This is a genomic window from Vibrio gallaecicus, from assembly GCF_024347495.1.
Lineage (GTDB): Bacteria > Pseudomonadota > Gammaproteobacteria > Enterobacterales > Vibrionaceae > Vibrio > Vibrio gallaecicus.
This window is the reverse complement of record NZ_AP025490.1, coordinates 494744-517947: the sequence shown is the minus strand read 5'-3', so window position 1 is coordinate 517947 and position 23204 is coordinate 494744. Positions and strand designations below refer to the sequence as shown.

Sequence of the window (23204 nt, the reverse complement as noted above, 5' to 3'; positions counted from 1 at the left end):
TCATTCTTATTCTATTTGGTCGTCTAAATCATCACCATGTTCCAACCTTTCAAGTCGGCACTCATGATCAATACGCAATAACATCGATACCGCCGTCGTCATCACTATTAGGCTTGAACCACCATAACTAATCAATGGGAGCGTCAGACCTTTTGTAGGCACAAGCCCGGCAGCAGCACCAACGTTTACAAGGGTTTGAAAAGCAAACCAAATGCCAATACCAAAGGCTAAGTAGCCTCCAAATTGTTGATTCGCTTCAAACGATCTTTTCCCAATAAATACTGCTTTTAGGACTAAGCTAAATATCAACATTAAAACCAAGGTCACTCCAACGAAGCCTAGTTCTTCAGCAAGCACAGCAAACACAAAATCAGTATGAGCTTCAGGTAAATATTCTAGCTTTTGAATGGAGTTACCTAAACCTTGCCCCATCCAATCACCGCGACCAAAAGCCATCAATGATTGTGTTAACTGATAACCGCTACCAAAGGGATCATTCCAGGGTTCCCAAAACGATGTAACTCGTCGAATACGGTAGGGTTCTAGAGCAATAAGCCCTATTACCGCCGCAATACCAGCGACCATTAAAGCAATGAACTGAGTCAGTTTTGCTCCAGCTATGAATAACATTCCAAATAATGTCACAAGCATTACAACAACAGTCCCTAAATCAGGCTGACCTAGTAACAAAACGGCAAGTGCCCCAAAAACCATAATGGGTTTAGCAAAGCCGCCAAAAAATGTTGCTCGCACTTCATCTTGCTTGCGCACTAAGTAACCCGCCATGAATATAAATAGCGATAATTTCGCAACTTCAGCTGGTTGTAAATTAAATAAGCCAAGCGGGATCCAGCGAGAAGCACCATTAACCGACTTACCAGCAGCTAATACTATAACCAAAAGCACGAAAGATAAGGCAAGCAAGTAATAGCTGTACTGCATCCACCGTTTCATTGGCACTTGTAAAATCACACTCGCAACACCGAGAGCCAGTAACAGAAAAGTAGCGTGCCGAAACATGAAATGAAACGGTTGATCAGTTAAACGCGAACTAATAGGGAATGAAGCCGATGTCACCATCACGAGCCCGGTGAGCATAAGCCCAAGTGCAATCCATACTAACTGACGATCAAATAATGTATCTGGCGTAGATCGATTAAGCCACTGCCATATGTTTTGATTAATTTCTCGTACACTTCGCACTTAATCTTAATCCTTTACCAAATTACGCGAATTCATGTGCAAGTTGGGTAAATACATCCCCCCTCGCCATAAAATTATTGAACTGGTCGAAGCTCGCACATGCGGGAGAAAGCATCACCATATCTTCTGCTTTAAGTCTCTTAGATATGCTTTCAATCACATCTCTCATAGTGTCAAATTGGGTTGCAGACTGGTGCAGAGGCATAAATTCAACCGCATCCTTACCAAAACAACAAAGTTCAAGAGAATTTAGTTGAGCTAAGACCGGAGCCAGTTCGCTAAAATCAGCACCTTTGCCTACTCCACCTACCAGTAAATACAGTGTTCCTGAGCAATCCAATCCAGATAATGCGGCTAAAGTACTCGCGACATTAGTCGCCTTAGAGTCATTCACCCACTTTATACCACGCTGATCTACTACTACTTGACAGCGATGAGTCAGACCATTGTAATTTTTTAAAGCATTTATCGATTTAGAATAATCAACTTGTATATTTTTCAGTAACGCTAACGCCACTAATGCATTAGAAATATTATGTCGACCTACTAAAGTTAAGTCTTTGCACTTAACGACTGGCTTACCAAAATCAGCTAACCACTCTTCACCGTTCAGCTTGATTAAACCGAATTCTTTTTCATCAGAACCAAAGCTTACGATAGATAACTGATCACCCATGTTTTGAGGATAGGTTTCTTTATCTTCTCGGTTAACAATTGCACACTGAGCATTATCAAAGATTCTAAGCTTCGCTAAACGGTAATCATCCATACCCGTATAACGATCCATATGATCTTCAGATAAATTTAGGAAGGCAGCGGCAGAAAGTTGTAAATTCGATGTAGTTTCGAGCTGAAAACTAGAAAGCTCAAGTACATATAAATCAGCATCAAGCTCTAGAAGGTCTAAAGCTGGAATACCGATATTGCCACCCACACCCACTTTTAAACCGGTTGCTTTTGCAAGTACACCAGTTAAATCCGTTACAGTGCTTTTGCCATTAGAGCCAGTAATAGCCACTACAGGTTTATCTACCGCCCAAGCAAATAGCTCGATGTCACCAATAACGGCCACATCAAGTTGAACGACAGTTTGGATCTCTGGAGTAGCAAGAGCAATACCGGGGTTAACAACGACTAAATCGGCTTCAGCTAGCCACTGTTCATTCCAACTTCCAGAATGCAGTGAGACTGAGTTGGGTAGAGCATCTAAACCGGGAGGTTGTTCACGAGTATCAATCACACGAACATTACATTGAGGTTGGTATTTTACGAGATGCTTAACGACGGAGAGCCCGGTAATACCGAGCCCTACAACCACTACATTATGAATATTCAGCCAACGATCCATTTGAACACGATGCTCTCTATTTGAAGTGAGCACCTGCCTTTAATACAGATGCTCGAATTATTAACGTACTTTCTATTAACGAACCTTTAATGTCGCTAAGCCGATAAGAACAAGAAGGATTGAAATGATCCAAAAACGTACAATAACACGAGGCTCTGGCCAGCCTTTTAGCTCATAGTGATGATGAATCGGAGCCATACGGAAAATACGCTGACCCCGTAGTTTGTATGAACCTACCTGTAAAATTACAGACAAAGTTTCCATTACAAACACACCACCCATAATAACCAATACAAGTTCTTGGCGAACTAAAACAGCAATAACACCTAAAGCGCCACCTAATGCAAGTGAGCCTACATCGCCCATAAATACTTGAGCCGGGTAAGTATTAAACCATAGGAAACCTAAACCAGCCCCTACCATTGCAGTACAAACAACCACTAACTCAGAAGCATAAGGGATGTATGGGATATGTAAGTATTCGGCAAAATTAACATTACCTGTTGCCCATGCAATTGCAGCAAAACCAGCAGCTACAAGCACTGTTGGCATAATCGCTAACCCATCTAGGCCATCGGTTAAATTAACAGCGTTACTGGTTCCCACAATAACAAAGTAAGTCAGAACGATATAGAGTAAACCGAGCTGAGGCATAATATCTTTAAAAAATGGGACAACAAGCTGAGTCGCGGCAGTATCTTTTCCGTGAGCATACAAAGCAAAAGCAACAATTAATGCAATCGCGGATTGCCAAAAATACTTCCAACGAGCAACTAAGCCATCTGTATTTTTTCGCACGACTTTACGGTAATCATCGACAAAACCTACAGCACCGTAACCGAGTAAAACAGCTAATACTGCCCACACGTAAGGGTTTGATAGATCTGCCCATAGCAAGACAGTAATCACAATTGCTGCAAGGATCATTATACCCCCCATCGTTGGGGTACCGCGCTTGCTGAAGTGAGATTCAGGACCGTCATTACGAACAACTTGACCAATTTGTAGCATCTGTAAACGCTCAATTAGCCTAGGTCCCATCCAAAGAGATAAGCACAATGCAGTAATTACACTAACGATTGCACGAAATGAAAGGTATTCGAACAATCGGAAAAAAGAAAAGTATGGCTGTAGTAGCTCTGATAGCCAAATTATCATGAAAAAGTCTCCTTTAAAGCAGCCGCTATTTTACTCATCCCAGCACTATTCGCTCCCTTAACTAATAAGGTGTGGTTCGTGCTGTTGGATAGGGTTAATTGCTGCTTTATGTATGTAATCATCTCGGAATGTGTTTCGAAGTGAATGCCGTTACAAACATCACTGATCACTTTCGTGTCTTCACCATAAGTGAGGACATACTCAAAATTGAATGGGGCAGCATATTCACCGACTTGGCGGTGAAGTGCAAGGCTTTCATCGCCGAGTTCTGCCATATTACCTAAAATTAACCAACGCTGACCTTTAAAGCCAGATAGCAACTCTGCAGCCGCTTTCATAGCAGGAACACTGGCGTTGTAGCTATCATCAATTAATTTAATTTTCTCTGTTAAAGGCTGAACTTCAACTCTACCTTTAACCTGTATTAGATCTGTAAGACCTGCCTGAATTTGTTTCAGTGTAGAGCCAAACTGTATCGCTAGTGCGGCGGCAGCAAGAGCATTAGCAACGTTATGACGCCCAATAATACCGAGTTTCACATCTATCGAACCAGTTGGCGTATTAAGCTCAAAGCTGGCTTCACCTTCAGTATTTATCTCGATATCTCTAGCAAAATAGTCGGCTTCAGTATCAGCTGTAGAAAAAGTAATAACAGACTTATCGGCTAAAACATCATCCCAAAAGTGTCCACCATTACTTTCTAAATTAAGAATGGCAGTTCCACCAGATGGCAGCCCTTGGAAAATTTCACCTTTAGCTTGTTTAACACCGTCAATAGAACCAAAACCTTCTAGGTGTGCAGCCGCAACATTGTTCACTAGTGCGACTTGCGGAAGCACAAGTTGTGTCGTGTACGCAATTTCACCGATATGATTAGCACCTAGCTCAATAACGGCAAACTCAGCTTCCCTTTCACTTCGTAATAAAGTCAGAGGAACGCCAATTTCATTGTTAAAGTTCCCAGCAGTAAAAAGTACATTGCCGCGTAATTGCAATATACTCGCCACCATCTCTTTAACTGTCGTTTTGCCACAGCTACCAGTAATAGCCATTGTTGGTATATCACACTGTTTGTGTACCCAAGAGCCCAACTGACCTAAAGCGATTTTAGAATCTTCAACAATCACTTGCGGAATATCAAGAGCAAGCTTTTTTTCAACTAATAAAGCACTCGCTTTAGCATCGACTGCTTGTTGACAGAAATCATGGGCATCAAAACGCTCACCAACAAGGGCTACAAATAAGGCACCAGTATTGAGTGTTCTTGTGTCCGTTGAGACTGCTGTTATCGTGCAATCTTCACCAATTAATTTCCCTTTTACGGCAGAGCAAATTTGCTCTAGGGATACATCAATCATAATGATATACCTAAAAGTTCTGTTGCAGACTCTCTGTCAGAGTAATGCACTATTTCATTCTTTAATACTTGATAGTCTTCATGCCCTTTACCTGCCAATAAAATAATATCGTTAGCAGATGCATGAGCCAGTGCCAGCTTTGCGGCTTCATAACGGTCATGCTCGACAAAAGCTTCATCAGCTTTATTTAACCCCGCAAGCATATCTTTAACGATTAATCGAGGGTCTTCACTACGAGGATTGTCATCCGACAAAATGAGTTTATCTGCAAACTTTTCTGCGGTTTCAGCCATCATTGGTCGTTTACCGATGTCTCTATCGCCACCACAGCCAAAAATAACCCATAGCTGACCAGAACAATGCACTCTCAAAGCTGAAAGCGCTTTTTCAAGAGCATCTGGTGTATGAGCATAATCAACGACAACTTTGGCTTTCTCCGGTACTTGGAATAATTCCATTCGACCAATAACAGGCTGAAGTTTAGATGCTGTATCGATTAGTGCTTGCTTATCAATACCTAACGACAGCAAGGTAGCAAAAGCCACTAATACATTTGACGCGTTGAATTGTCCAATCAACGGAACCGACAAATGCCCTTGCCCATAACAGCCATCAAAAGAAAGCTTAATCCCCGTTTCAGCATAAACCACTTTTGTTGCCCAAATACCTTTATAAAAATCAGCTATTGGTTTTAAAGAAACCGCCACAGCATTAGGTAAGTCTTCCACCCAAGAATAACCGACAGGATCATCAATATTAATGATCGATGCTTGGCATTTATGCTGAGTAAATAAGCTTTGCTTTGCGAGTGCGTACTCTTCCATTGTCCCATGATAATCAAGGTGATCACGGCTTAGGTTCGTGAATACTGCCGCGCTAAAAGTAAGAGCTTTAACTCGACCTTGTACTAACCCATGAGAAGAAATTTCCATGGCAGCATACGCGGCATCTTGCTTAGCTAATTCACTTAATGTCTTTTGAATTTCAATAGCACTGCCAGTGGTGTTTGTTGCAGTTTTTAAATTATCAAGAAAACCATTGCCGGTTGTTCCCATCACAGCAGATCGCTGACCAATTAAGTCTAACCACTGAGTGATTAATTGGCTGATGGTGGTTTTTCCGTTAGTCCCGGTAATACCGATTAATTTCATGTTTTCCGATGAATACAATCGCCCTGCTAATTTAGACAACGACTGATTTAAGTCATCAATATAAACAACTGGAATTCCACCTACTACACCAACACTTCCATGAAGATGTTCATCACACGCCTGAGCAATAACTGCTGCAGCACCTTGCTCAATAGCCGTAGGAATAAATTGACGACCATCAACAGCATGACCAATCACTGCCACAAAGACATCACCACTCGATACTTTACGGCTGTCTAACTCTAAAGACTTAACCGGTATTGCATCTAGTTGCGAGGAGTTAAAATCTCCCCAAGGAGAAAGTAGGCTGGAAAGTGAAAGAAGATTGCTCATATCTAGTCCTGATCTACGCTAATTTTGGAATTGATTTTCATCTGGTGCCACATTTAAAATTTGTAACGCACCTTTCATAATTTCTGAGAATACCGGAGCCGCAACCGAACCACCGTAATACAAGTCACCTTGTGGCTCATTCACAATAACAACAAGTGCAACTCGCGGGTCACTCACAGGTGCGACACCTGCGGTAATTGCAATGTATTCATCACTGTATCCACCTGCCGCTGCTTTTCGAGATGTACCAGTTTTAGCCGCAACTCGGTAACCCGGCACTGCAGCTCGTGTCGCTGTACCGCCTTTTTGAGTCACGCCTTCCAGCATTTCTAAAACAAGTTGAGCATTTTCTGGCGAGACTACCTGTTTAGAAAAGTCTTGTTGGTTACTGTTTATGATATGAATGGGCTCATACATGCCTTTATTTGCAAGAGTCGCGTACGCGTGAGCTAACTGAATAGGGGTAACTGAAATAGCATAACCAAAAGATAAGGTCGCAATTTCAAATTTTGACCATCGGCGACGGTTAGGGAAAATACCAGAAGTTTCACCAACTAAGTTAAGCCCAGACATTTCACCTAAACCAACAGAACTGTACATACCAAGTAGGGCTTCAAGAGGCATATCCAAAGCTAGCTTTGCGACACCGATGTTACTCGATTTCTTTAATATTGTGGCGAGGTCAGCCTTACCAACCTTTGATGTATCGCGGACTCGGCTACCCCCAATCTGCATAATTCCGTTGCCCGTATTAATCACAGTCTCAGGGGTGGCAGTTTCATTTTCTAGAGCCGCTAATACCACAAACGGCTTTACTGTTGAACCTGGCTCCATTGAATCAGTCAGTACACGGTTACGCATTTTAAAGCTTTGTAAGTCCGAACGATTATTTGGGTTATAGGACGGTGCATTGACAATTGAGAGTACGGCACCGGTTTTAACATCGAGTAAAATGGCAGAGCCCGAAGTAGCTCGATGATCAGCGACCGCCTGTTTTATTGCGCGGTACGCAATAGCTTGTAACCTTTGATCAATAGTTAGCGTAAGTGGCTTACCCTGCTCACGCTCTTCTAAAGCAATATTTTCAACTACACGACCATAACGATCTTTACGTATCGTACGCTTACCCGCTTCACCAGTAAGCCATTGGTCATAACTGCGCTCAACGCCTTCTAAACCATGTCCATCAATACCAGTTACACCGATTAAATGTGCACTAACTTCACCTGCTGGGTAATAACGACGAGATTCAGCTTTTAGACCGACGCCAGCCAGTTTCAACTCACGAATGTATTTTGCCATCGCAGGACTAACTTGGCGCTGAAGGTAAATAAAACGGCGTGACTTATTCTTAGTGATTTTATTGATCATCGATTGGCGGTCGATACCCAAAACATCAGCGAGTGCATACCAGCGATCTTTCTCTAGCAAGCCATCTTCTTTAAAGATCGTTTTAGGATCAGCCCAAACGGCTTCGACAGGAACACTAACCGCAAGCGGTTCACCATTTCGATCTGAAATAATACCACGGGCAGAAGGTAATGCTTTGACTCGAACAGAACGTAAATCACCTTGGCGGATGAGGTTATCAGGTTCAATAATTTGAATGTAAGCGACACGTGCAACAAGCGCAGAAAAGACAATAAATATGAAGAAAATAACGACGTTAAAACGCCATTTAATTAAAATTGGAGCCGCTTTTACTTCCTTTTCAGAACGCCCACTTTTCGGCGTTTTATCCTTTTTAGCTATCATTTCAATGAAATCACGACTTCTTTATCAGAATCAGGGCGTTTCATCTCTAATTCTGTTTTTGCTAACGATTGAACTCGGCTGTGTTCAGCAAGAGCAGTTTCTTCAAGCATTAAGTTGCGCCATTCATCATCCAGTTGTTCTCTTTCAACAAGAGCCATATCTTTCTGAGTAATGGCTTGGCGCGACATATGAGTACTGAGCACAACTGCCATGGCACTAACAAAAATACAGATCAACAACAGTAATGGAACTCGTCCCACCGTCAGTAAATCAAAAAAAATTATCTTTGCTAAATTTGGCTTTGAAGCACTCATCTGTAATTACAATTTCTCAGCAATGCGTAATACTGAACTGCGTGAGCGAGTATTATCATCAACTTCATTTTTAGATGGTTTAATTGCTTTACCGATTGGTTTTAAATCCGCACTTCCAAGCTCACTAATCTGAGCTTCTGTAAGCGGTAAGCCATGAGGTACTTGTGGTCCTTGGCTTTCTTTACGAATAAAACGCTTCACCATACGATCTTCCAATGAGTGGAAGCTGATCACAGATAAACGACCTTCCGGTGCAAGAATGCTAGCCGCACCTTTTAATGCCGTATCAATCTCTTCTAATTCACTATTGATGTAAATTCGGAAAGCTTGGAAAGCACGGGTAGCTGGGTGTTTTTTCTCTTTAAAGTTTTTAGGCGCAACATCAGAAATAAGCTTTGCTAACTGACCAGTACGCGTTAAAGGTTCGTTTTCTTCGTTTTCTTGATAAGCAATAATGCCTTTCGCAATGCGGCGAGCATGCTTATCTTCACCAAACTCACGAATCACCCAAGTAATATCATCTAAATCTGCATCAGCTAACCATTGAGATACGGGAATACCTGAAGTCGGGTCCATACGCATATCTAACGGACCATCTTTCATGAAACTGAAACCTCGCTCAGCATCATCTAACTGCGGAGATGAAACACCTAAATCAAACAGTACGCCATCAACCTTACCTACTAGGTCATAACGTTCTGCGTATTCAGCAATGCCCGAAAACGGACCATGAACAATCGTAAAACGAGGGTCATCGATAGTTTTTGCTTCAGCAATTGCCTGAGGATCACGGTCAATACTGAATAAACGACCATTTTCACCTAGCTTAGACAAAATCGTACGACTATGACCACCGCGGCCAAATGTACCATCGATATAGGTACCGTCAGGTTTGATCGCAAGTCCGTCAATGGATTCGTTAAGCAATACTGATACATGTTTGAATGCTTGTGTCATAGTCTTCTCAATGAGTGAATGTGGCCATTTAATACGGCATGTTCAAATATCGTTAAACTTTCAGTGTACTGATTTCGTACTTTATCGCCACTATTTGTGCATTGCTTCGCGTGATTTTGCCGCCAAATTCAATGGATATTACAAATGTTAAAGCAATTTAAAAGCTTAACGTCAATATAAAGCAAAAAACCCATCACTACTGGTTAGTAATGATGGGTTCTTATAATAGGTGGAGTTGACACATACGCCGGGTTCTGTACCGTTTTCACGGTGGTAACCATTCGTCTAGGCCTGCAATCGCTCACAGGCTCAAGCAATCTACCCGCCCCCATACGCGAGCAACGCAATGTGAGGGCCTATTTGATCTTGCTCCGGGTGGAGTTTACCTTGCTACGAACTGTTGCCAGCCGCACGGTGCGCTCTTACCGCACCCTTTCAGCCTTACCTGTGCCTCTTCCGAAGAAATGAGGCCATCGGCGGTCTTCTCTCTGCTGCACTTGTCGTGGGCTCGCGCCCCCCAGACGTTATCTGGCACCCTGCTCTATGGAGCCCGGACGTTCCTCCCCTCCATCAGTCTCCCGAAGGACATCAATGAAGCAGCGATTACCCGTTCAACTCCGAGGCGGATTGTATAGTGAAAGTTTAAGAGTGTCTACTAAACACCAACTAAGTGGTCACTAACTAATCCAATTATTGATTCAGCCTATCGATAGCGAACTATAAGAGACTAATCTAAGTTCTCAAGTCCCCATTTATAGAGTGCATTCTTCTTCAAATTATAAATTTCAGCCGTCATTGCTGCCGCTTTTTTAAGTGGAAGTTCTTTCGTTAAAATACCAAGAGTTCGAGTCGCCTCATCAGGAATGTCGGTTGTTGCTTCTTCACGGTGCCCATGAATCAACAACACCATTTCACCACGCTTACGATTCGAGTCTTCTTCAATCCAGTCAATAAGCTCTCCTAACGGCAAGCCTTGAATAGTTTCAAATGTCTTGGTTAGCTCACGCGCCAATACTACCTCACGATCAGGACCTAAGATCTCGAGCATATCTTGCAGTGATTCGGTAATGCGATGTGGTGACTCATAAAAAATACAAGTGCGTTCAGCTTTAGCTATCTCTAAGAACTTGTCTTTACGACCTTTGCTTTTTGCAGGTAAAAAACCTTCAAAGCTAAAGCGATCAGACGGCAAGCCCGAAGCACTTAACGCAGTAATAACAGCACAAGCACCAGGTAACGGGACAACTCTAACACCCGCTTGACGACATTGAGATACAAGATGGTAACCTGGGTCACTAATTAAAGGGGTTCCAGCATCAGAGACTAATGCGATAGACTGCCCCTCTAATAACCTTTCAACTAATACTTGCGCTTTGGTTTGCTCATTGTGATCATGTAATGCAAACGTTCTAGTTGAGATATTGAAGTGTGCTAGTAGTTTGCCTGTATGACGAGTGTCTTCAGCAGCAATAACATCAACACTTGATAAGATTTCAATTGCTCTTTGAGTGATATCTCCCAAATTTCCAATTGGGGTAGGCACAATATAGAGAGTCGGGCTCTCTTCGAGCAAGGTTTTGTTATCTGTCATTTGTTTACCATCACTTCAACGATTAATATAGATACAACTTTATACGGAATTATAAGAACTCATGGCAATGATGAACCATAAGAGACTCAGTGTACCACGCTTATTAACTCCAATTGCATTAGCAATTACATTGGCAGCTTGTTCTTCTTCACCACAAGCCCCTGTAAGCGTAGATATTACTCTAGATCCATCTCAAAGCACTCAAAACTACATGATGCAAGCAGATAGTAGTCAAGGAAGCCTACAAAACGACTGGTTAATCATGGCGCTTAAAGCTGCAATTCAATCTGGTAGCACTGACCAAGCAACACTGCTTATCAAACGGTTAGCCAAGCAGCAGCTTTCTGAAATTCAACAAGCAGAATGGCAATTATCTAGAGCTCAGTTACTTTTTAATAACGACCAACCTGAAGAAGCTTATAAGCAGCTTAATTTTCAAGCGTGGTGGAAATTACCAAGTGAGCAATGGAAAGACTATTACAGTTTGCGCTCAGATATGCTTGAAGTCATGAGTCAATATTTCTCTGCAAGTCGAGAGCTAGTATTACTATCGGACTATGTAGAGACAGCTGAACAAGAACTGATCGCCAATCGAATTTGGCAGAACTTATCAGCCTATTCTCAGTATGAAATCACCGAATTAGAAACGAATAAAAATGAAGAAGTATTAGACGGTTGGCTGCAACTAGCCATTTATATGAAGACGCTCAACTCTAATGTTCCACAGCTAAAGAATACGCTTGAGCATTGGCTTGAAGAAAATTCAAATCACCCAGCTGCTTTATATACTCCCATTGAAATCTCTGACATCTTAAAATTAGATATAAGTAAGCCAACAAGCACAGCCCTACTTCTTCCATTAACAGGAAAGTTTGGTAAACAAGCTCAACTTGTAAGAGATGGTTTTATCTTCGCAATGATGAATGATACAGAAAGAGAGCAAGATGCTACATTGACTGTGCTAGATACAAACACTCAAAGTGCTGAAGCCATTAAAGCTAAGCTCATTGAAGATAATGTTGATTTTATTGTCGGTCCTCTAATTAAAGGCAATATCACTAAACTTCAGCAAGCTCAAACAGGCAAGGTAGATGCAATTCCAGCTTTAGCGCTTAACATTCCAAACGAAATCGTCGATGGAACGAACATGTGCTACCTCGCTTTGTCACCAGAGCAAGAAGTAGCACAAGCTGCTAAACATTTATTCACTCAAGGCTACAAATACCCCCTAATCTTAGCGCCAAAAGGTCGTCTTGGTGAGCGAGTAAAAGAAGCGTTTGAGCAAGAGTGGCAGAAATACAGCAGCAATGAAGTGGCGATGAGCTCTTTTGCTGATAAGCGTCAATTACAACGTAATATCAATCAAGTGTTTGGTCTACAAGAAAGCCAGCAACGTATAGCGCAAATGGATGCCCTGCTTAACCTTCAAATTGAAACTGAGCCAAGAAGCCGACGTGATATTGATTCAGTATACATTGTGGCTAAAAATTCAGAGCTCACTTTAATCAAACCATTTATTGAAGTCGCTATTAACCCAGATGCAAAACAGCCTGCGCTATTTTCCAACTCACGTAGTAATAGCGGTGATAAACAATATGAAGATTTAACCGGTGTTATTTACAGTGATATTCCATTGCTCATTGAAGAACAAAGTGCTGTAAATAGCCAATTAAACGAATTATGGCCAAATAACTCTCATGCAAAAAAACGCTTACAAGCTTTAGGAATGGATGCTTATTCATTAATGGAAGCACTTCCACAAATGAAAGTGATCGATGGCTATAGTATTTCCGGTGAAACCGGCGTTCTCACTATTGATAACCAGTGCATTATCCAAAGACAAATCAGCTGGGCGGAGCATGGGGCTATTTAGCCGTAAAGCAATAACCGATAGAATCACCCGAAAGCAAATAGGTGATCACTACGAAGCCTTGGCAAAGAGATACCTTTCACGCCAAGGCTTATCGTATATCACTGCAAATTTCACAACTAAATTCGGTGAAATTGATCTTATAATGAAACACCACCAAACCATTGTGTTTGTTGAGGTGAAATACCGAAAACAATCACATTATGGGCATGCTGCAGAAATGGTGACGCCGCAAAAAATGCGAAAGCTCTATAAAACAGCAAATGTTTGGCTGATAAAACAAGGTTTGTCTGTCCACACAACCGACTTCAGGTTTGATGTTATCGCCATTCAAGGTGAAGAGAACAACATCGACTGGATCCAAAACGCTATTACCCAAGGATAAGCAATGCTAGAAAGCATTAAAGAAAGTTTTACTGAAAGTATTCAAATTCAAATTGCTGCAGCTGAAGCACTCCCTGATGCTATCACTCATGCAGCTCAAGCGATGGTTGCCACTCTTCTAAATGGTAATAAAATCTTATGCTGTGGAAATGGCGGGTCTGCATCTAACGCACAGCAATTTGTATCATGCTTGCTTAATCGTTTTGAAACTGAGCGTCCTAGTTTACCCGCGATGGCATTAACTGCCGACAACACAACGCTTACTGCAGTCGCAAACGACTACCATTACGAAGAGATTTTTTCTAAGCAAGTTCGTGCTTTTGGGCAAACTGGAGACATCCTACTTGCTATCTCGACTAGTGGTAATAGCAAAAATATTATCAAAGCAATGGAAGCGGCTGTAACTCGTGATATGACAATCATTGCCTTCACTGGTAAAGACGGTGGTGAAATGGCAGGGTTATTAGGTGAACATGATGTTGAAATCAGAATCCCTTCTCATAGAACTGCACGCATCCATGAAGTACATATGGTCACCCTTCACTGCTTATGCGATTTGATAGATCAAGTTCTATTCCCAGCCCATGAAGAGTAATGGAGCGACTATGAAGTTATTAAAAATTATTACTATACCTTTACTAGCCTTCTCTCTATCTGGATGTGCAGGGTTATTTATTGCCGGAGCAGCTACTACTGCAAACTTGGTTACTGATACCCGAACAACAAAAGAGATGTGGAATGATAGCAACATCGAATTTGAAATAGCTGCAATCAGTAATAAAACACCATTCAAAGGTAGCACTAGAGTCACAGCAAGTGCCTATAATGGCTCGATCATTTTGATGGGGCAAGCTTCAACAGATGCAGAGCGAAGATCATTCGAAAGTAAGGCTAAAGATATTGATGGCGTTACCTCAATTCATAACCAGATTAGAGTCCAAAAACCTTTGTCAGTCAAAGAGATCAGTAATGACAGTTGGATCACGACTAAAGTTAAATCGGCACTTTTAGCTAATGCCGATTTAAATGGCATTAAAGTAAAAGTCATTACAGAAAATCAAGAGGTCTTTTTACTCGGTTTTGTATCTCATGAACATGCCGATATTGCTACTGAAGTAGCAAGAAATATTTCAGGAGTGAAGCAAGTCATAAGAGCATTTCAGTACAGTGAACACGAAAATGATGAAAGCTAATTAAAGATTTGAGCGAAAGAGCTAAATCGTTCAAATTAATGAAAGCAATTTTTAGATAAGAAAAAAGCAGCGATAGTCGCTGCTTTTTTTTATTTGATAACTCTCAAACTTGGCTTGCCTTTAGGACGAGGGATTTCTGGTTCAGGACCAGGTTCCTGAGAAGCTACCTCTGGTTTTGCTACGCTTAAAGTTGGCGCTGTCGTTACTTCTTCAAATGGAGACTCTTCAATCTCATTATCAGTAGCATTAACATATGCTTCTTCAGGTTCAAACATAGTACCAGCACCGTTTTCACGGGCATAAATAGCTTGAACGGCGTACAAAGGTACAATCACGCTATGAGGGCGACCACCAAATCGTGCACTAAAAGTTACAGCTTCGTTACCTAGCTCTAACTGACCTACGGCACGTGGAGCAACATTTAGAATGATTTGACCATCTTCAATGAACTCTTCAGGTACACGAACACCTGGTAAAGTTGCATCAACTACCAAGTGAGGTGTTAACTCGTTATCTACCAGCCACTCATAAAATGCACGAAGCATATATGGACGGCGTGGAGTCATATTTTCAATATCCATAAACTTAACGAGTTAATCGCATCTCACGCTCAGCTTCAGTCAAAGAAGCTAAGAATGAATCGCGTTCAAATACACGGTTCATGTAGATCTTAAGTTCTTTCGAACCAGGACCAATCAACTCAATACCTAACTCTGGCAGGCGCCATAGTAAAGGAGCAAGGTAGCAGTCAATCAAGCTAAATTCTTCACTCATGAAGTATTCGTATTCAGCAAAAATTGGAGCTAGTGTTAGAAGGTCATTACGTAATTTAACGCGTGCTGCTTCAGATTCTTCAGCATTACCTTTAACAATTTTTTCAGCAACTGAGTACCAGTTACGCTCAATGCGGTACATCATTAGACGACTGTTACCACGAGCAACCGGGTAAACAGGCATCAATGGTGGATGAGGAAAACGCTCATCAAGATATTCCATGATGATCTTTGAGTCATATAAAGCAAGCTCACGATCAACTAGAGTTGGTACTGACTTGTAAGGGTTCAGTTCAACGAGTTCTGCTGGCAAGTTTGCCTCATCGACTAACTCTACTTCAACACTTACGCCTTTTTCAGCAAGAACAATGCGCACCTGATGGCTATACATATCAGAAGCACTTGAGAAAAGAGTCATTACAGAACGTTTGTTGGCAGCTACAGCCATGGAGCCCTCCAGTACACTTTAAATAAAAAAAATGGAGGCCTAAGCCTCCATTGTAAATTTAGGAATTAGCACGAAATTATAGCACAATTAGTGCACATCACGCCAATACTCTTTCTTCAGTAACACAACAACTATGGTGAATAGCACAAGGAATGCCATTACCCACCAACCTAAAGCATGTCGCTCAAGTTGGACAGGGTCTCCTGAGTAAACGAGGAAATTCACTAAGTCGCGAACAGCATTATCGTATTCGCCAGTACTTAGTTCACCTGAACCGTCTGTTTCAATACCGACAACGGCAGTTACTTCTTCACCATCGACCATGTGTGTATCGTAAACCGGAGTTGGGATACCTTGCAGCTCTTCAAGAACATGCGGCATACCAACACTTGGGAAAACGATATTATTCACACCAAATGGGCGAGATGGATCTTCATAAAATGAACGAAGATAAGTATATAGCCAATCAGCACCACGAACACGAGCAACGAGAGTTAAGTCAGGTGGCGGAGCACCAAACCAATTCGCAGCTTGCTTTGCAGGCATAGCGTTAACCATAAGATCACCGATTTTTGCCTCAGGGTCAAAAACCAAGTTCTCTTTCATTAGGTCTACTGGGATTTCTAAATCATTCGCAACACGCTCATAACGCTGATATTGCGTAGAGTGACATGCGAAACAGTAGTTCATGAATAACTTCGCACCATTTTGCAATGAAGCTTTATCTGTTAGGTCATTATTTGCTTTATCAAGCGGTACACTTGCGCCAGCAGCCATTGCTAGTGAAGGTAACATAGCAAATAAAATTACAATCCACTTTTTCATTTGAATGTCACCCTTTCTGGTAATGGTTTCGTCGCTTCATTTTTACTGTAGAACCACAGTAGAACGAAGAACATGAAGTAACCTAAGCTAAAGATTTGAGCTAATAATGTGTATGTTGGTGTTGCTGGAAGCGCACCAAGGATACCAAGCGCAATAAAGCTTATTGTGAATTGGATGATGTTAATCAAATGCAGCTTGCTACGGTAACGGTATGAACGTACTTTACAACGATCGAACCATGGCAGTAAGAACAGCACAACAATAGACGCACCCATTGCTACAACACCTAACAACTTATCAGGAACAGCACGAAGTACAGCGTAGAACGGCGTGAAGTACCAAACGGGAGCAATATGCTCAGGTGTTTTCAGTGGGTTAGCAGCTTCAAAGTTAGGCGGCTCAAGGAAGTACCCACCCATTTCAGGGTTAAAGAACAGCACGTAACAGAACAAGAATAAGAAACCAGCAACACCTACCATATCTTTCACAGTCCCGTATGGGTGGAAAGGAATAGAATCGATGATGTCGTATTTCTTCGTGTAGTCCTTGTGGAATGGGAACTGAGTTTTGTAGTCGTCGCCCATAGTACCTTTAGGAAGTTTAGTTTCGATACCATCAGGGTTATTCGAACCAACTTCGTGTAGCGCTAGTACGTGTAGAACGATAAGCAGCAATAGTACAATTGGTAGAGCAATAACGTGTAGCGCGAAGAAACGGTTTAGCGTTGCACCAGAGATGATGTAGTCACCACGGATCCAAAGCGTTAGGTCATCACCAATAACAGGGATCGCACCAAACAGAGATATGATTACCTGAGCACCCCAGTAAGACATTTGCCCCCATGGTAGTAAGTAACCCATGAAAGCCTCTGCCATAAGCACTAAGAAGATCAACATACCGAAGATCCAAAGTAGCTCACGAGGTTTTTGGTAAGAGCCGTAGATTAGACCACGGAACATATGCAGGTATATAACAACGAAGAACGCAGAAGCGCCAGTCGAGTGCATATAACGCAGTAACCAGCCGTATTCCACATCACGCATGATGTATTCAACAGAAGCAAACGCACCTTCACCTGATGGAACGTAGTTCATTGTTAACCAAATACCGGTAAGGATTTGGTTAACCAGTACTAACATTGCTAAAGAACCAAAAAGGTACCAAAAGTTAAAGTTCTTAGGCATCGGATATTCTGACAAATGCTTTTTATATGCATTCATCGCGGGTAGACGTTTTTCTACCCAATCAAGCAGTCCTTGCATTATGCATCTCCCTCGTCAATGCCGATAAGGATCTTAGTGTCACTCAAATACATATGCTTTGGCACAACAAGATTCAAAGGAGCAGGAACACCTTGGAACACTCGACCAGCCATATCAAACTTAGAGCCATGACACGGACAGAAGAAGCCAGATTTAACACCTTGAACTTGTTCTGCAAAAGAATCAGGAAGGTAAGTTGGGGAACAACCTAAGTGTGTACAGAAACCAACAGCTACAAAATACTCAGCTTTAATAGAACGAAACTCATTCTGTGCGTATTCTGGTTGTTGTTCAGCTTCTGATTGTGGGTCGCGTAATTGGCTACCGATAGACTTCAGGTTTTCAAGTACCGAATCAGCACGGCGTACAACCCATACAGGTTTACCTTGCCACTCGACACGAACCATCTGACCGGCTTCAAGCTTACTGACTTCCACTTCAACCGGAGCACCAGCAGCTTTCGCTTTAGCACTCGGATTCCATGATTTAATAAAAGGCACGGCGACAGCAGCTGCTCCTAAACCACCAACAACTGCTGTTGTTGCGGTTAAGAAACGCCTGCGACCGTTATTTAATGGCGCGTTGCTCATCCAAACATTCTCCCATTTGCTCCTTTTGGATTATAATTATTCCGCTTACAGAGCATGGCTAACAAAATTATACATTTAGTTCTATTTATTGACGGAAGATGATAAATAAAACCCTACTTTTTGACAAGATAAAGCTACCTTTTTGTAACAATCATGAGGCAAAGCGCACATAGAGTTATAAAAGCTTTCAAATTATAAGAAATGGATTAGAAATCTAGTAAGGAAAGGAGTTTTGCGAAGTGTAAAAAACAAAAAGCCCGGCATATAGCCGAGCTTTTGGACAACAATTCCAGTAATAAAACTGAAGCGTGTTTTCTGTAATAGAAAATTAACGCTTAGAGAATTGTGGTTTACGACGTGCTTTACGTAGACCAACTTTCTTACGTTCAACGCAACGAGCGTCACGAGTAACGTAACCAGCTGCACGTAGAGCAGGACGTAGAGTTTCATCGAACTCCATTAGAGCACGTGTGATACCGTGGCGGATTGCGCCAGCTTGACCAGAAATACCACCACCAGAAACAGTGATGTAAAGGTCAAGTTTCTCAGTTAGTTCAACTAGCTCAAGAGGTTGTTTAACAACCATGCGAGAAGTTTCACGACCGAAGTAAACATCAAGGCTACGCTTGTTGATTACGATCTCACCAGAGCCTGGTTTGATGAAAACACGAGCTGCTGAGCTTTTGCGACGACCAGTGCCGTAGTATTGATTCTCTGCCATTTTCATAATCCCCTTAGATGTCTAGTACTTGTGGCTGTTGAGCAACATGGTTGTGCTCAGTACCAGCGTATACTTTAAGCTTACGGTACATCGCGCGGCCTAGTGGACCACGTGGAAGCATACCTTTAACTGCTAGTTCAAGAACCATTTCTGGTTTCTTAGCAATTAGCTTTTCAAAAGTGATAGTTTTTAGACCACCAGGGAACTCAGAGTGACGGTAGTAAACCTTACCCTTAGCTTTGTTACCAGTTACAGCAACTTTCTCAGCGTTAACAACGATGATGTAATCACCAGTGTCTACGTGAGGAGTGTATTCTGCTTTGTGCTTGCCGCGTAGGCGAGAAGCGATTTCACTTGCTAGACGGCCAAGAGTTTTGCCTTCAGCGTCTACAACATACCAGTCGCGTTTTACAGTTTCTGGTTTAGCAACGAAAGTTTTCATGCTAATAATTACCTATTTAAAAAATTTACACTTAAGGAATACGGAAGTATTCCCACTGTCTAAGAGTACCATTCATCACCCCTTCGAGTGTTGGAGACTCTTGGCATAGCTAGATTTTACTCATTGCTAGAGGCCCGCAGTAACGGTAGGTCGCAGGATTATAGAGAAGAGCGAAGAAAAAATCACCTCTTTTTGAACAAAATCACGATTTTTTTATTCTCTGTTTCTGTTGTACACATTTAATACTAACTGAGGTGCTCTTTTGCTAAGTAGTCATGACTTTGCATTTCGATTAAGCGTGACTGACAACGCTTAAATTCAAACTCTAGTTGACCTTTAGTATACAAATCTTCAAGAGCTACTTCGGCTGAAATTATGAGCTTCACATTACGCTCATAAAATTCATCGACTAATGCAATAAAACGTCTAGCTGCATCATCTGAAGTCGCTCCCATCTGTAATACATCAGCTAGCAAAACTGAATGATAGATTCTAGATAGCTCTATATAGTCATTTTGGCTTCTAGCTGATTGGCATAACTGAACAAAAGTTGCATGTAAAACACCATCACTCGCTTCAAGTACATCCACTTGGCGGTGATTCACTTCAATTTGAGAGAGCTTTTCTTTATCTTCTCCAACTAACTGAGCGTAATACTTTTCCAAGTTGATGTTAGCTTGCTTATCTAGAGGGTAGTGATAAATCTCAGCTTGCTCTAATGTTCTTAATCGATAATCAATACCGCTATCTACATTAAGAATGTGACAATTCTCTTGGATAAGTTTTATAGCAGGAAGAAAACGAGCGCGCTGCAACCCATTTCGGTACAAATCAGCAGGGGGAATATTTGATGTTGCTACCAGCACAACACTTCTTGAGAAAAGCTCTTGGAACAATGTTCCTAAAATCATCGCGTCTGTGATATCTGAAACAAAAAATTCATCGAAACAGATAATGTCTGCTTCTAGCTTCAATTTATCGGCGACTAAAGGTAATGGATCACTGACATTACCCAGCGCCTTCAACTCATCATGCACCCGATACATAAAGCGGTGGAAGTGAACTCTCATTTTTTTTGTGGTTGGTAATTCATCATAAAACGTATCCATTAGATAAGTTTTACCTCTCCCTACCCCTCCCCAGAAATACAGACCTTTGGGAGGTTGTGGAAGCTCAAGCTTCTTCCCCATCAGTTTTTGAAAACGAGTCAGCTGCGGTGTAGGTGCATTCAAATAATCTTGAAATTCATGAAACAGTTTATCCAAGCTTTGAACCGCTTGCTCTTGGGCTGGATCTCTTTGAAAACCATGCTCTTGTATATCTTGTTCGTATTTTTGAATTGGGTTCATGACGGAGGTTTCCACAATAAAAGCCACACTGGCTCACTACCAAACTTAGATAAAGCCAGAATAAAACAGTGTTCACAATAGTATAAATCGACGCCAACTTGCTAACTAGCGCACATGCATTTCTCTTTATACTGCATCATTCTCATAGTACCATGGAGCCGCAATACGTGTAACTACACAGTAACAAACATGTTAAAAAACAATTATAAGGAGCTGTTATGCCTTGGATGTATGCCGTTGCTGGTTTGCTTGTGGGAGCAATTTTAGGGGTTGTTATTTCTCGTCTCATGACCCCTGAATACAACAAACAGAAAAACGTACAAAAAGAATTAGACTCTGCAAAGTTTGCATTAGAGCAACAACGACAAGAGTTAGCTGATCACTTTGCACAAACTGCAGAAATGCTGGACACCTTAGGAAAAGACTACACTAAGCTGTACCAACATATGGAAAAAACGAGTGCTGAACTTCTTCCAAACTTACCAGAGCAAGACAACCCGTTTGTAAAAACAGCGGCAGTTCACTCTGACAAAGCTGAGAAGTCGGAAACTTCAATTGAGCAGCCACCAAAAGATTATGCTCACGGTGCAACCGGTTTGTTTAGCGAACCAGAAAAAGAAATTATCGATTCGCCTGAACTAGTGACAGCAAAAGCATCATAATCTTATTGCACCTAAATCATTTAAGGTGAACTTTAGAAAGGTTTTTGAGTCATAACTTTCACTCAGGTCTACTGATTAGCATCATTATTTATCTACATATGATGATACGAGACCATAACTAGAGAGGAGTTTATGATGAAAAAACCTTTGCTTGCTTTATCGATAATGACTTTAAGCTTAAGTTCCATCATCACCCCCATTCAAGCCACCGCAGCACTACCACTGAGTGTAAATGGTGAGCAACTTCCCAGCCTTGCACCTATGCTTGAACAGGTGACCCCTGCAGTAGTGAGCATTGCCGTTGAAGGTAAGCAAGTTCAACGTCAACGTATCCCTGAACAATTTCAATTCTTCTTTGGTCCTGAACAAACTCAAGAACGTCCATTCAGAGGATTAGGATCTGGTGTCATTGTCGATGCTGAAAAAGGTCATATCGTTACTAACTATCATGTGATTAATAGTGCGGACGAAATCAAAGTAAAATTACACGATGGTCGTGAATACGACGCAGAGTTGATTGGCGGTGATGAAATGTCAGACGTCGCTCTTCTCAAATTAGAAAAAGCAAAGAACCTAACTCAAATTAAATTGGCGGATTCAGACCAACTTCGTGTTGGTGATTTTACTGTTGCAATCGGCAACCCATTTGGCTTAGGTCAAACAGTTACGTCTGGTATTGTCTCAGCATTAGGTAGAAGTGGTCTAAACCTTGAGAACTTTGAGAACTTCATTCAAACCGATGCGGCAATTAATAGCGGCAATTCCGGCGGTGCCTTAGTCAACTTGAACGGCGAACTGATTGGTATCAATACGGCTATTTTAGGTCCCAATGGTGGAAACGTTGGGATTGGCTTCGCTATCCCATCCAATATGATGAAGAACCTCACAGAGCAAATCCTAGATTTCGGCGAGGTTAAACGCGGTATGTTGGGAGTTCAAGGTGGAGAAATCACTTCGGAGTTAGCTGAAGCCCTCGGCTACGAGTCCAGTAAAGGTGCGTTCGTTAGCCAAGTTGTGCCAGATAGTGCGGCAGACAAAGCCGGCTTAAAAGCTGGAGACATTATTGTCTCTATCAATGGCAAACGTATCGACACTTTCAGTGAATTAAGAGCCAAAGTTGCCACTCTGGGGGCAGGTAAAAAAATCAAACTGGGAGCAGTGCGAGATGGTGACCAAAAATCATTCGACGTTACTCTTGGCGAATCGACCAATAGCAAAACGAAAGCAGAAAAACTGCATGACGGTTTAGCGGGCGCAGAGCTTACGAATACCACAGATAAAGATGCTGTAGTCGGAGTTAAGGTATCCTCGGTAGCGAAAGGATCCCCAGCTGAAGCTTATCAACTCCTAGAGAATGACATCATAATTGGTCTCAATCGACAGCGAGTAGAAAACCTCGCAGAATTACGAACAATGCTAGAAAAGAAACCAGCAGTTCTCGCTTTAAATATCCAAAGAGGTGAGCGCACTATCTACCTAGTAGTTAGATAACGTTACTGACTGACTAGGTACCAGTA

General features: G+C 41.8%; 23 protein-coding genes and 1 other RNA gene. 6 read left to right on the top strand and 18 right to left on the bottom strand.

Going from position 1 to position 23204, the window contains the following annotated elements; all coding sequences use genetic code 11:
- Positions 1–6: 6 nt before the first annotated feature.
- From ftsW to rsmI, 10 genes are all read right to left on the bottom strand, one after another.
- Positions 7–1203: a cell division protein FtsW gene (gene ftsW, locus OCU78_RS02340; protein WP_137374496.1), complete on the bottom strand. Its 1197-nt coding sequence runs from the start codon at positions 1201–1203 to the stop codon at positions 7–9.
- A 22-nt stretch (positions 1204–1225) separates the two neighbouring features.
- Positions 1226–2551: a UDP-N-acetylmuramoyl-L-alanine--D-glutamate ligase gene (gene murD, locus OCU78_RS02335; RefSeq protein ID WP_137374495.1), complete on the bottom strand. Its 1326-nt coding sequence runs from the start codon at positions 2549–2551 to the stop codon at positions 1226–1228.
- 75 nt (positions 2552–2626) lie between these two features.
- The gene (gene mraY, locus OCU78_RS02330; RefSeq protein WP_137374494.1) at positions 2627–3709 is read right to left on the bottom strand and encodes a phospho-N-acetylmuramoyl-pentapeptide-transferase; all 1083 of its coding nucleotides are present in this window, start codon (positions 3707–3709) and stop codon (positions 2627–2629) included.
- Positions 3706–5067, bottom strand: a complete 1362-nt coding sequence (locus OCU78_RS02325) for a UDP-N-acetylmuramoyl-tripeptide--D-alanyl-D-alanine ligase (RefSeq protein WP_137374493.1) — start codon at positions 5065–5067, stop codon at positions 3706–3708. Before OCU78_RS02325 ends, mraY begins: the two co-directional genes overlap by 4 nt.
- Entirely contained in the window at positions 5064–6551 is a 1488-nt protein-coding gene (gene murE, locus OCU78_RS02320; protein WP_137374492.1) for a UDP-N-acetylmuramoyl-L-alanyl-D-glutamate--2,6-diaminopimelate ligase, read from the bottom strand. Before murE ends, OCU78_RS02325 begins: the two co-directional genes overlap by 4 nt.
- Before the next feature lie 18 nt (positions 6552–6569).
- Positions 6570–8306 (bottom strand): penicillin-binding transpeptidase domain-containing protein, encoded by a 1737-nt coding sequence (locus OCU78_RS02315; RefSeq protein WP_137374491.1) that lies wholly within the window; start codon positions 8304–8306, stop codon positions 6570–6572.
- A complete protein-coding gene (gene ftsL / locus OCU78_RS02310) occupies positions 8303–8620 on the bottom strand; it encodes a cell division protein FtsL (RefSeq protein ID WP_137374490.1) in 318 nt (105 codons plus the stop codon). The genes OCU78_RS02315 and ftsL overlap by 4 nt, the downstream gene beginning before the upstream one ends.
- Positions 8621–8626: 6 nt before the next feature.
- Positions 8627–9577 carry a 16S rRNA (cytosine(1402)-N(4))-methyltransferase RsmH gene (gene rsmH / locus OCU78_RS02305; protein WP_137374489.1) on the bottom strand — a complete coding sequence of 317 codons (951 nt, stop codon included), beginning with the start codon at positions 9575–9577 and terminating at the stop codon, positions 8627–8629.
- A gap of 227 nt (positions 9578–9804) precedes the next feature.
- An RNA gene (rnpB, locus tag OCU78_RS02300) (RNase P RNA component class A) lies at positions 9805–10196 on the bottom strand.
- 108 nt (positions 10197–10304) lie between these two features.
- Positions 10305–11168 carry a 16S rRNA (cytidine(1402)-2'-O)-methyltransferase gene (gene rsmI / locus OCU78_RS02295; protein WP_137374488.1) on the bottom strand — a complete coding sequence of 288 codons (864 nt, stop codon included), beginning with the start codon at positions 11166–11168 and terminating at the stop codon, positions 10305–10307.
- Positions 11169–11229: 61 nt separating this feature from the next.
- Here rsmI and OCU78_RS02290 point away from each other — a divergent pair, with 61 nt between their 5' ends.
- The 4 genes from OCU78_RS02290 to OCU78_RS02275 are packed head-to-tail and all read left to right on the top strand — an operon-like array spanning position 11230 to position 14615.
- Entirely contained in the window at positions 11230–13041 is a 1812-nt protein-coding gene (locus OCU78_RS02290) for a penicillin-binding protein activator (RefSeq protein ID WP_137374487.1), read from the top strand.
- Positions 13028–13423 carry a YraN family protein gene (locus OCU78_RS02285; RefSeq protein ID WP_137374591.1) on the top strand — a complete coding sequence of 132 codons (396 nt, stop codon included), beginning with the start codon at positions 13028–13030 and terminating at the stop codon, positions 13421–13423. The genes OCU78_RS02290 and OCU78_RS02285 overlap by 14 nt, the downstream gene beginning before the upstream one ends.
- 3 nt (positions 13424–13426) lie before the next feature.
- Complete coding sequence (locus OCU78_RS02280) at positions 13427–14017, top strand: phosphoheptose isomerase (RefSeq protein WP_102576580.1); 591 nt, start codon at positions 13427–13429, stop codon at positions 14015–14017.
- Between the two features lie 10 nt (positions 14018–14027).
- Positions 14028–14615 carry a BON domain-containing protein gene (locus OCU78_RS02275; RefSeq protein WP_372264438.1) on the top strand — a complete coding sequence of 196 codons (588 nt, stop codon included), beginning with the start codon at positions 14028–14030 and terminating at the stop codon, positions 14613–14615.
- Positions 14616–14704: 89 nt separating this feature from the next.
- Here the strand turns inward: OCU78_RS02275 and sspB are convergent, their stop codons facing one another.
- The 8 genes from sspB to zapE form a co-directional block, all read right to left on the bottom strand.
- Entirely contained in the window at positions 14705–15181 is a 477-nt protein-coding gene (sspB, locus tag OCU78_RS02270) for a ClpXP protease specificity-enhancing factor (RefSeq protein ID WP_180033733.1), read from the bottom strand.
- A gap of 19 nt (positions 15182–15200) precedes the next feature.
- Positions 15201–15836, bottom strand: coding sequence for a stringent starvation protein SspA (sspA, locus tag OCU78_RS02265; protein WP_137374484.1), 636 nt, complete (start codon positions 15834–15836; stop codon positions 15201–15203).
- An 87-nt stretch (positions 15837–15923) separates the two neighbouring features.
- Positions 15924–16661 (bottom strand): cytochrome c1, encoded by a 738-nt coding sequence (locus OCU78_RS02260; protein WP_137374483.1) that lies wholly within the window; start codon positions 16659–16661, stop codon positions 15924–15926.
- Complete coding sequence (locus tag OCU78_RS02255; RefSeq protein ID WP_137374482.1) at positions 16658–17923, bottom strand: cytochrome b; 1266 nt, start codon at positions 17921–17923, stop codon at positions 16658–16660. The genes OCU78_RS02260 and OCU78_RS02255 overlap by 4 nt, the downstream gene beginning before the upstream one ends.
- Positions 17923–18513 carry a ubiquinol-cytochrome c reductase iron-sulfur subunit gene (gene petA, locus OCU78_RS02250; protein ID WP_137374481.1) on the bottom strand — a complete coding sequence of 197 codons (591 nt, stop codon included), beginning with the start codon at positions 18511–18513 and terminating at the stop codon, positions 17923–17925. The genes OCU78_RS02255 and petA overlap by 1 nt, the downstream gene beginning before the upstream one ends.
- Before the next feature lie 328 nt (positions 18514–18841).
- A complete protein-coding gene (rpsI, locus tag OCU78_RS02245) occupies positions 18842–19234 on the bottom strand; it encodes a 30S ribosomal protein S9 (protein WP_137374480.1) in 393 nt (130 codons plus the stop codon).
- 13 nt (positions 19235–19247) lie between these two features.
- Entirely contained in the window at positions 19248–19676 is a 429-nt protein-coding gene (rplM, locus tag OCU78_RS02240; protein ID WP_010434689.1) for a 50S ribosomal protein L13, read from the bottom strand.
- A gap of 245 nt (positions 19677–19921) precedes the next feature.
- Positions 19922–21025, bottom strand: coding sequence for a cell division protein ZapE (gene zapE, locus OCU78_RS02235; protein ID WP_137374479.1), 1104 nt, complete (start codon positions 21023–21025; stop codon positions 19922–19924).
- 218 nt (positions 21026–21243) lie between these two features.
- Here zapE and zapG point away from each other — a divergent pair, with 218 nt between their 5' ends.
- Together zapG and OCU78_RS02225 are read left to right on the top strand one after the other, a co-directional pair.
- Positions 21244–21687 (top strand): Z-ring associated protein ZapG, encoded by a 444-nt coding sequence (zapG, locus tag OCU78_RS02230; RefSeq protein WP_137374478.1) that lies wholly within the window; start codon positions 21244–21246, stop codon positions 21685–21687.
- A gap of 135 nt (positions 21688–21822) precedes the next feature.
- On the top strand, positions 21823–23178 hold the full coding sequence (locus OCU78_RS02225) for a Do family serine endopeptidase (protein WP_137374590.1): 1356 nt from the start codon (positions 21823–21825) through the stop codon (positions 23176–23178).
- Positions 23179–23204 lie beyond the last annotated feature (26 nt).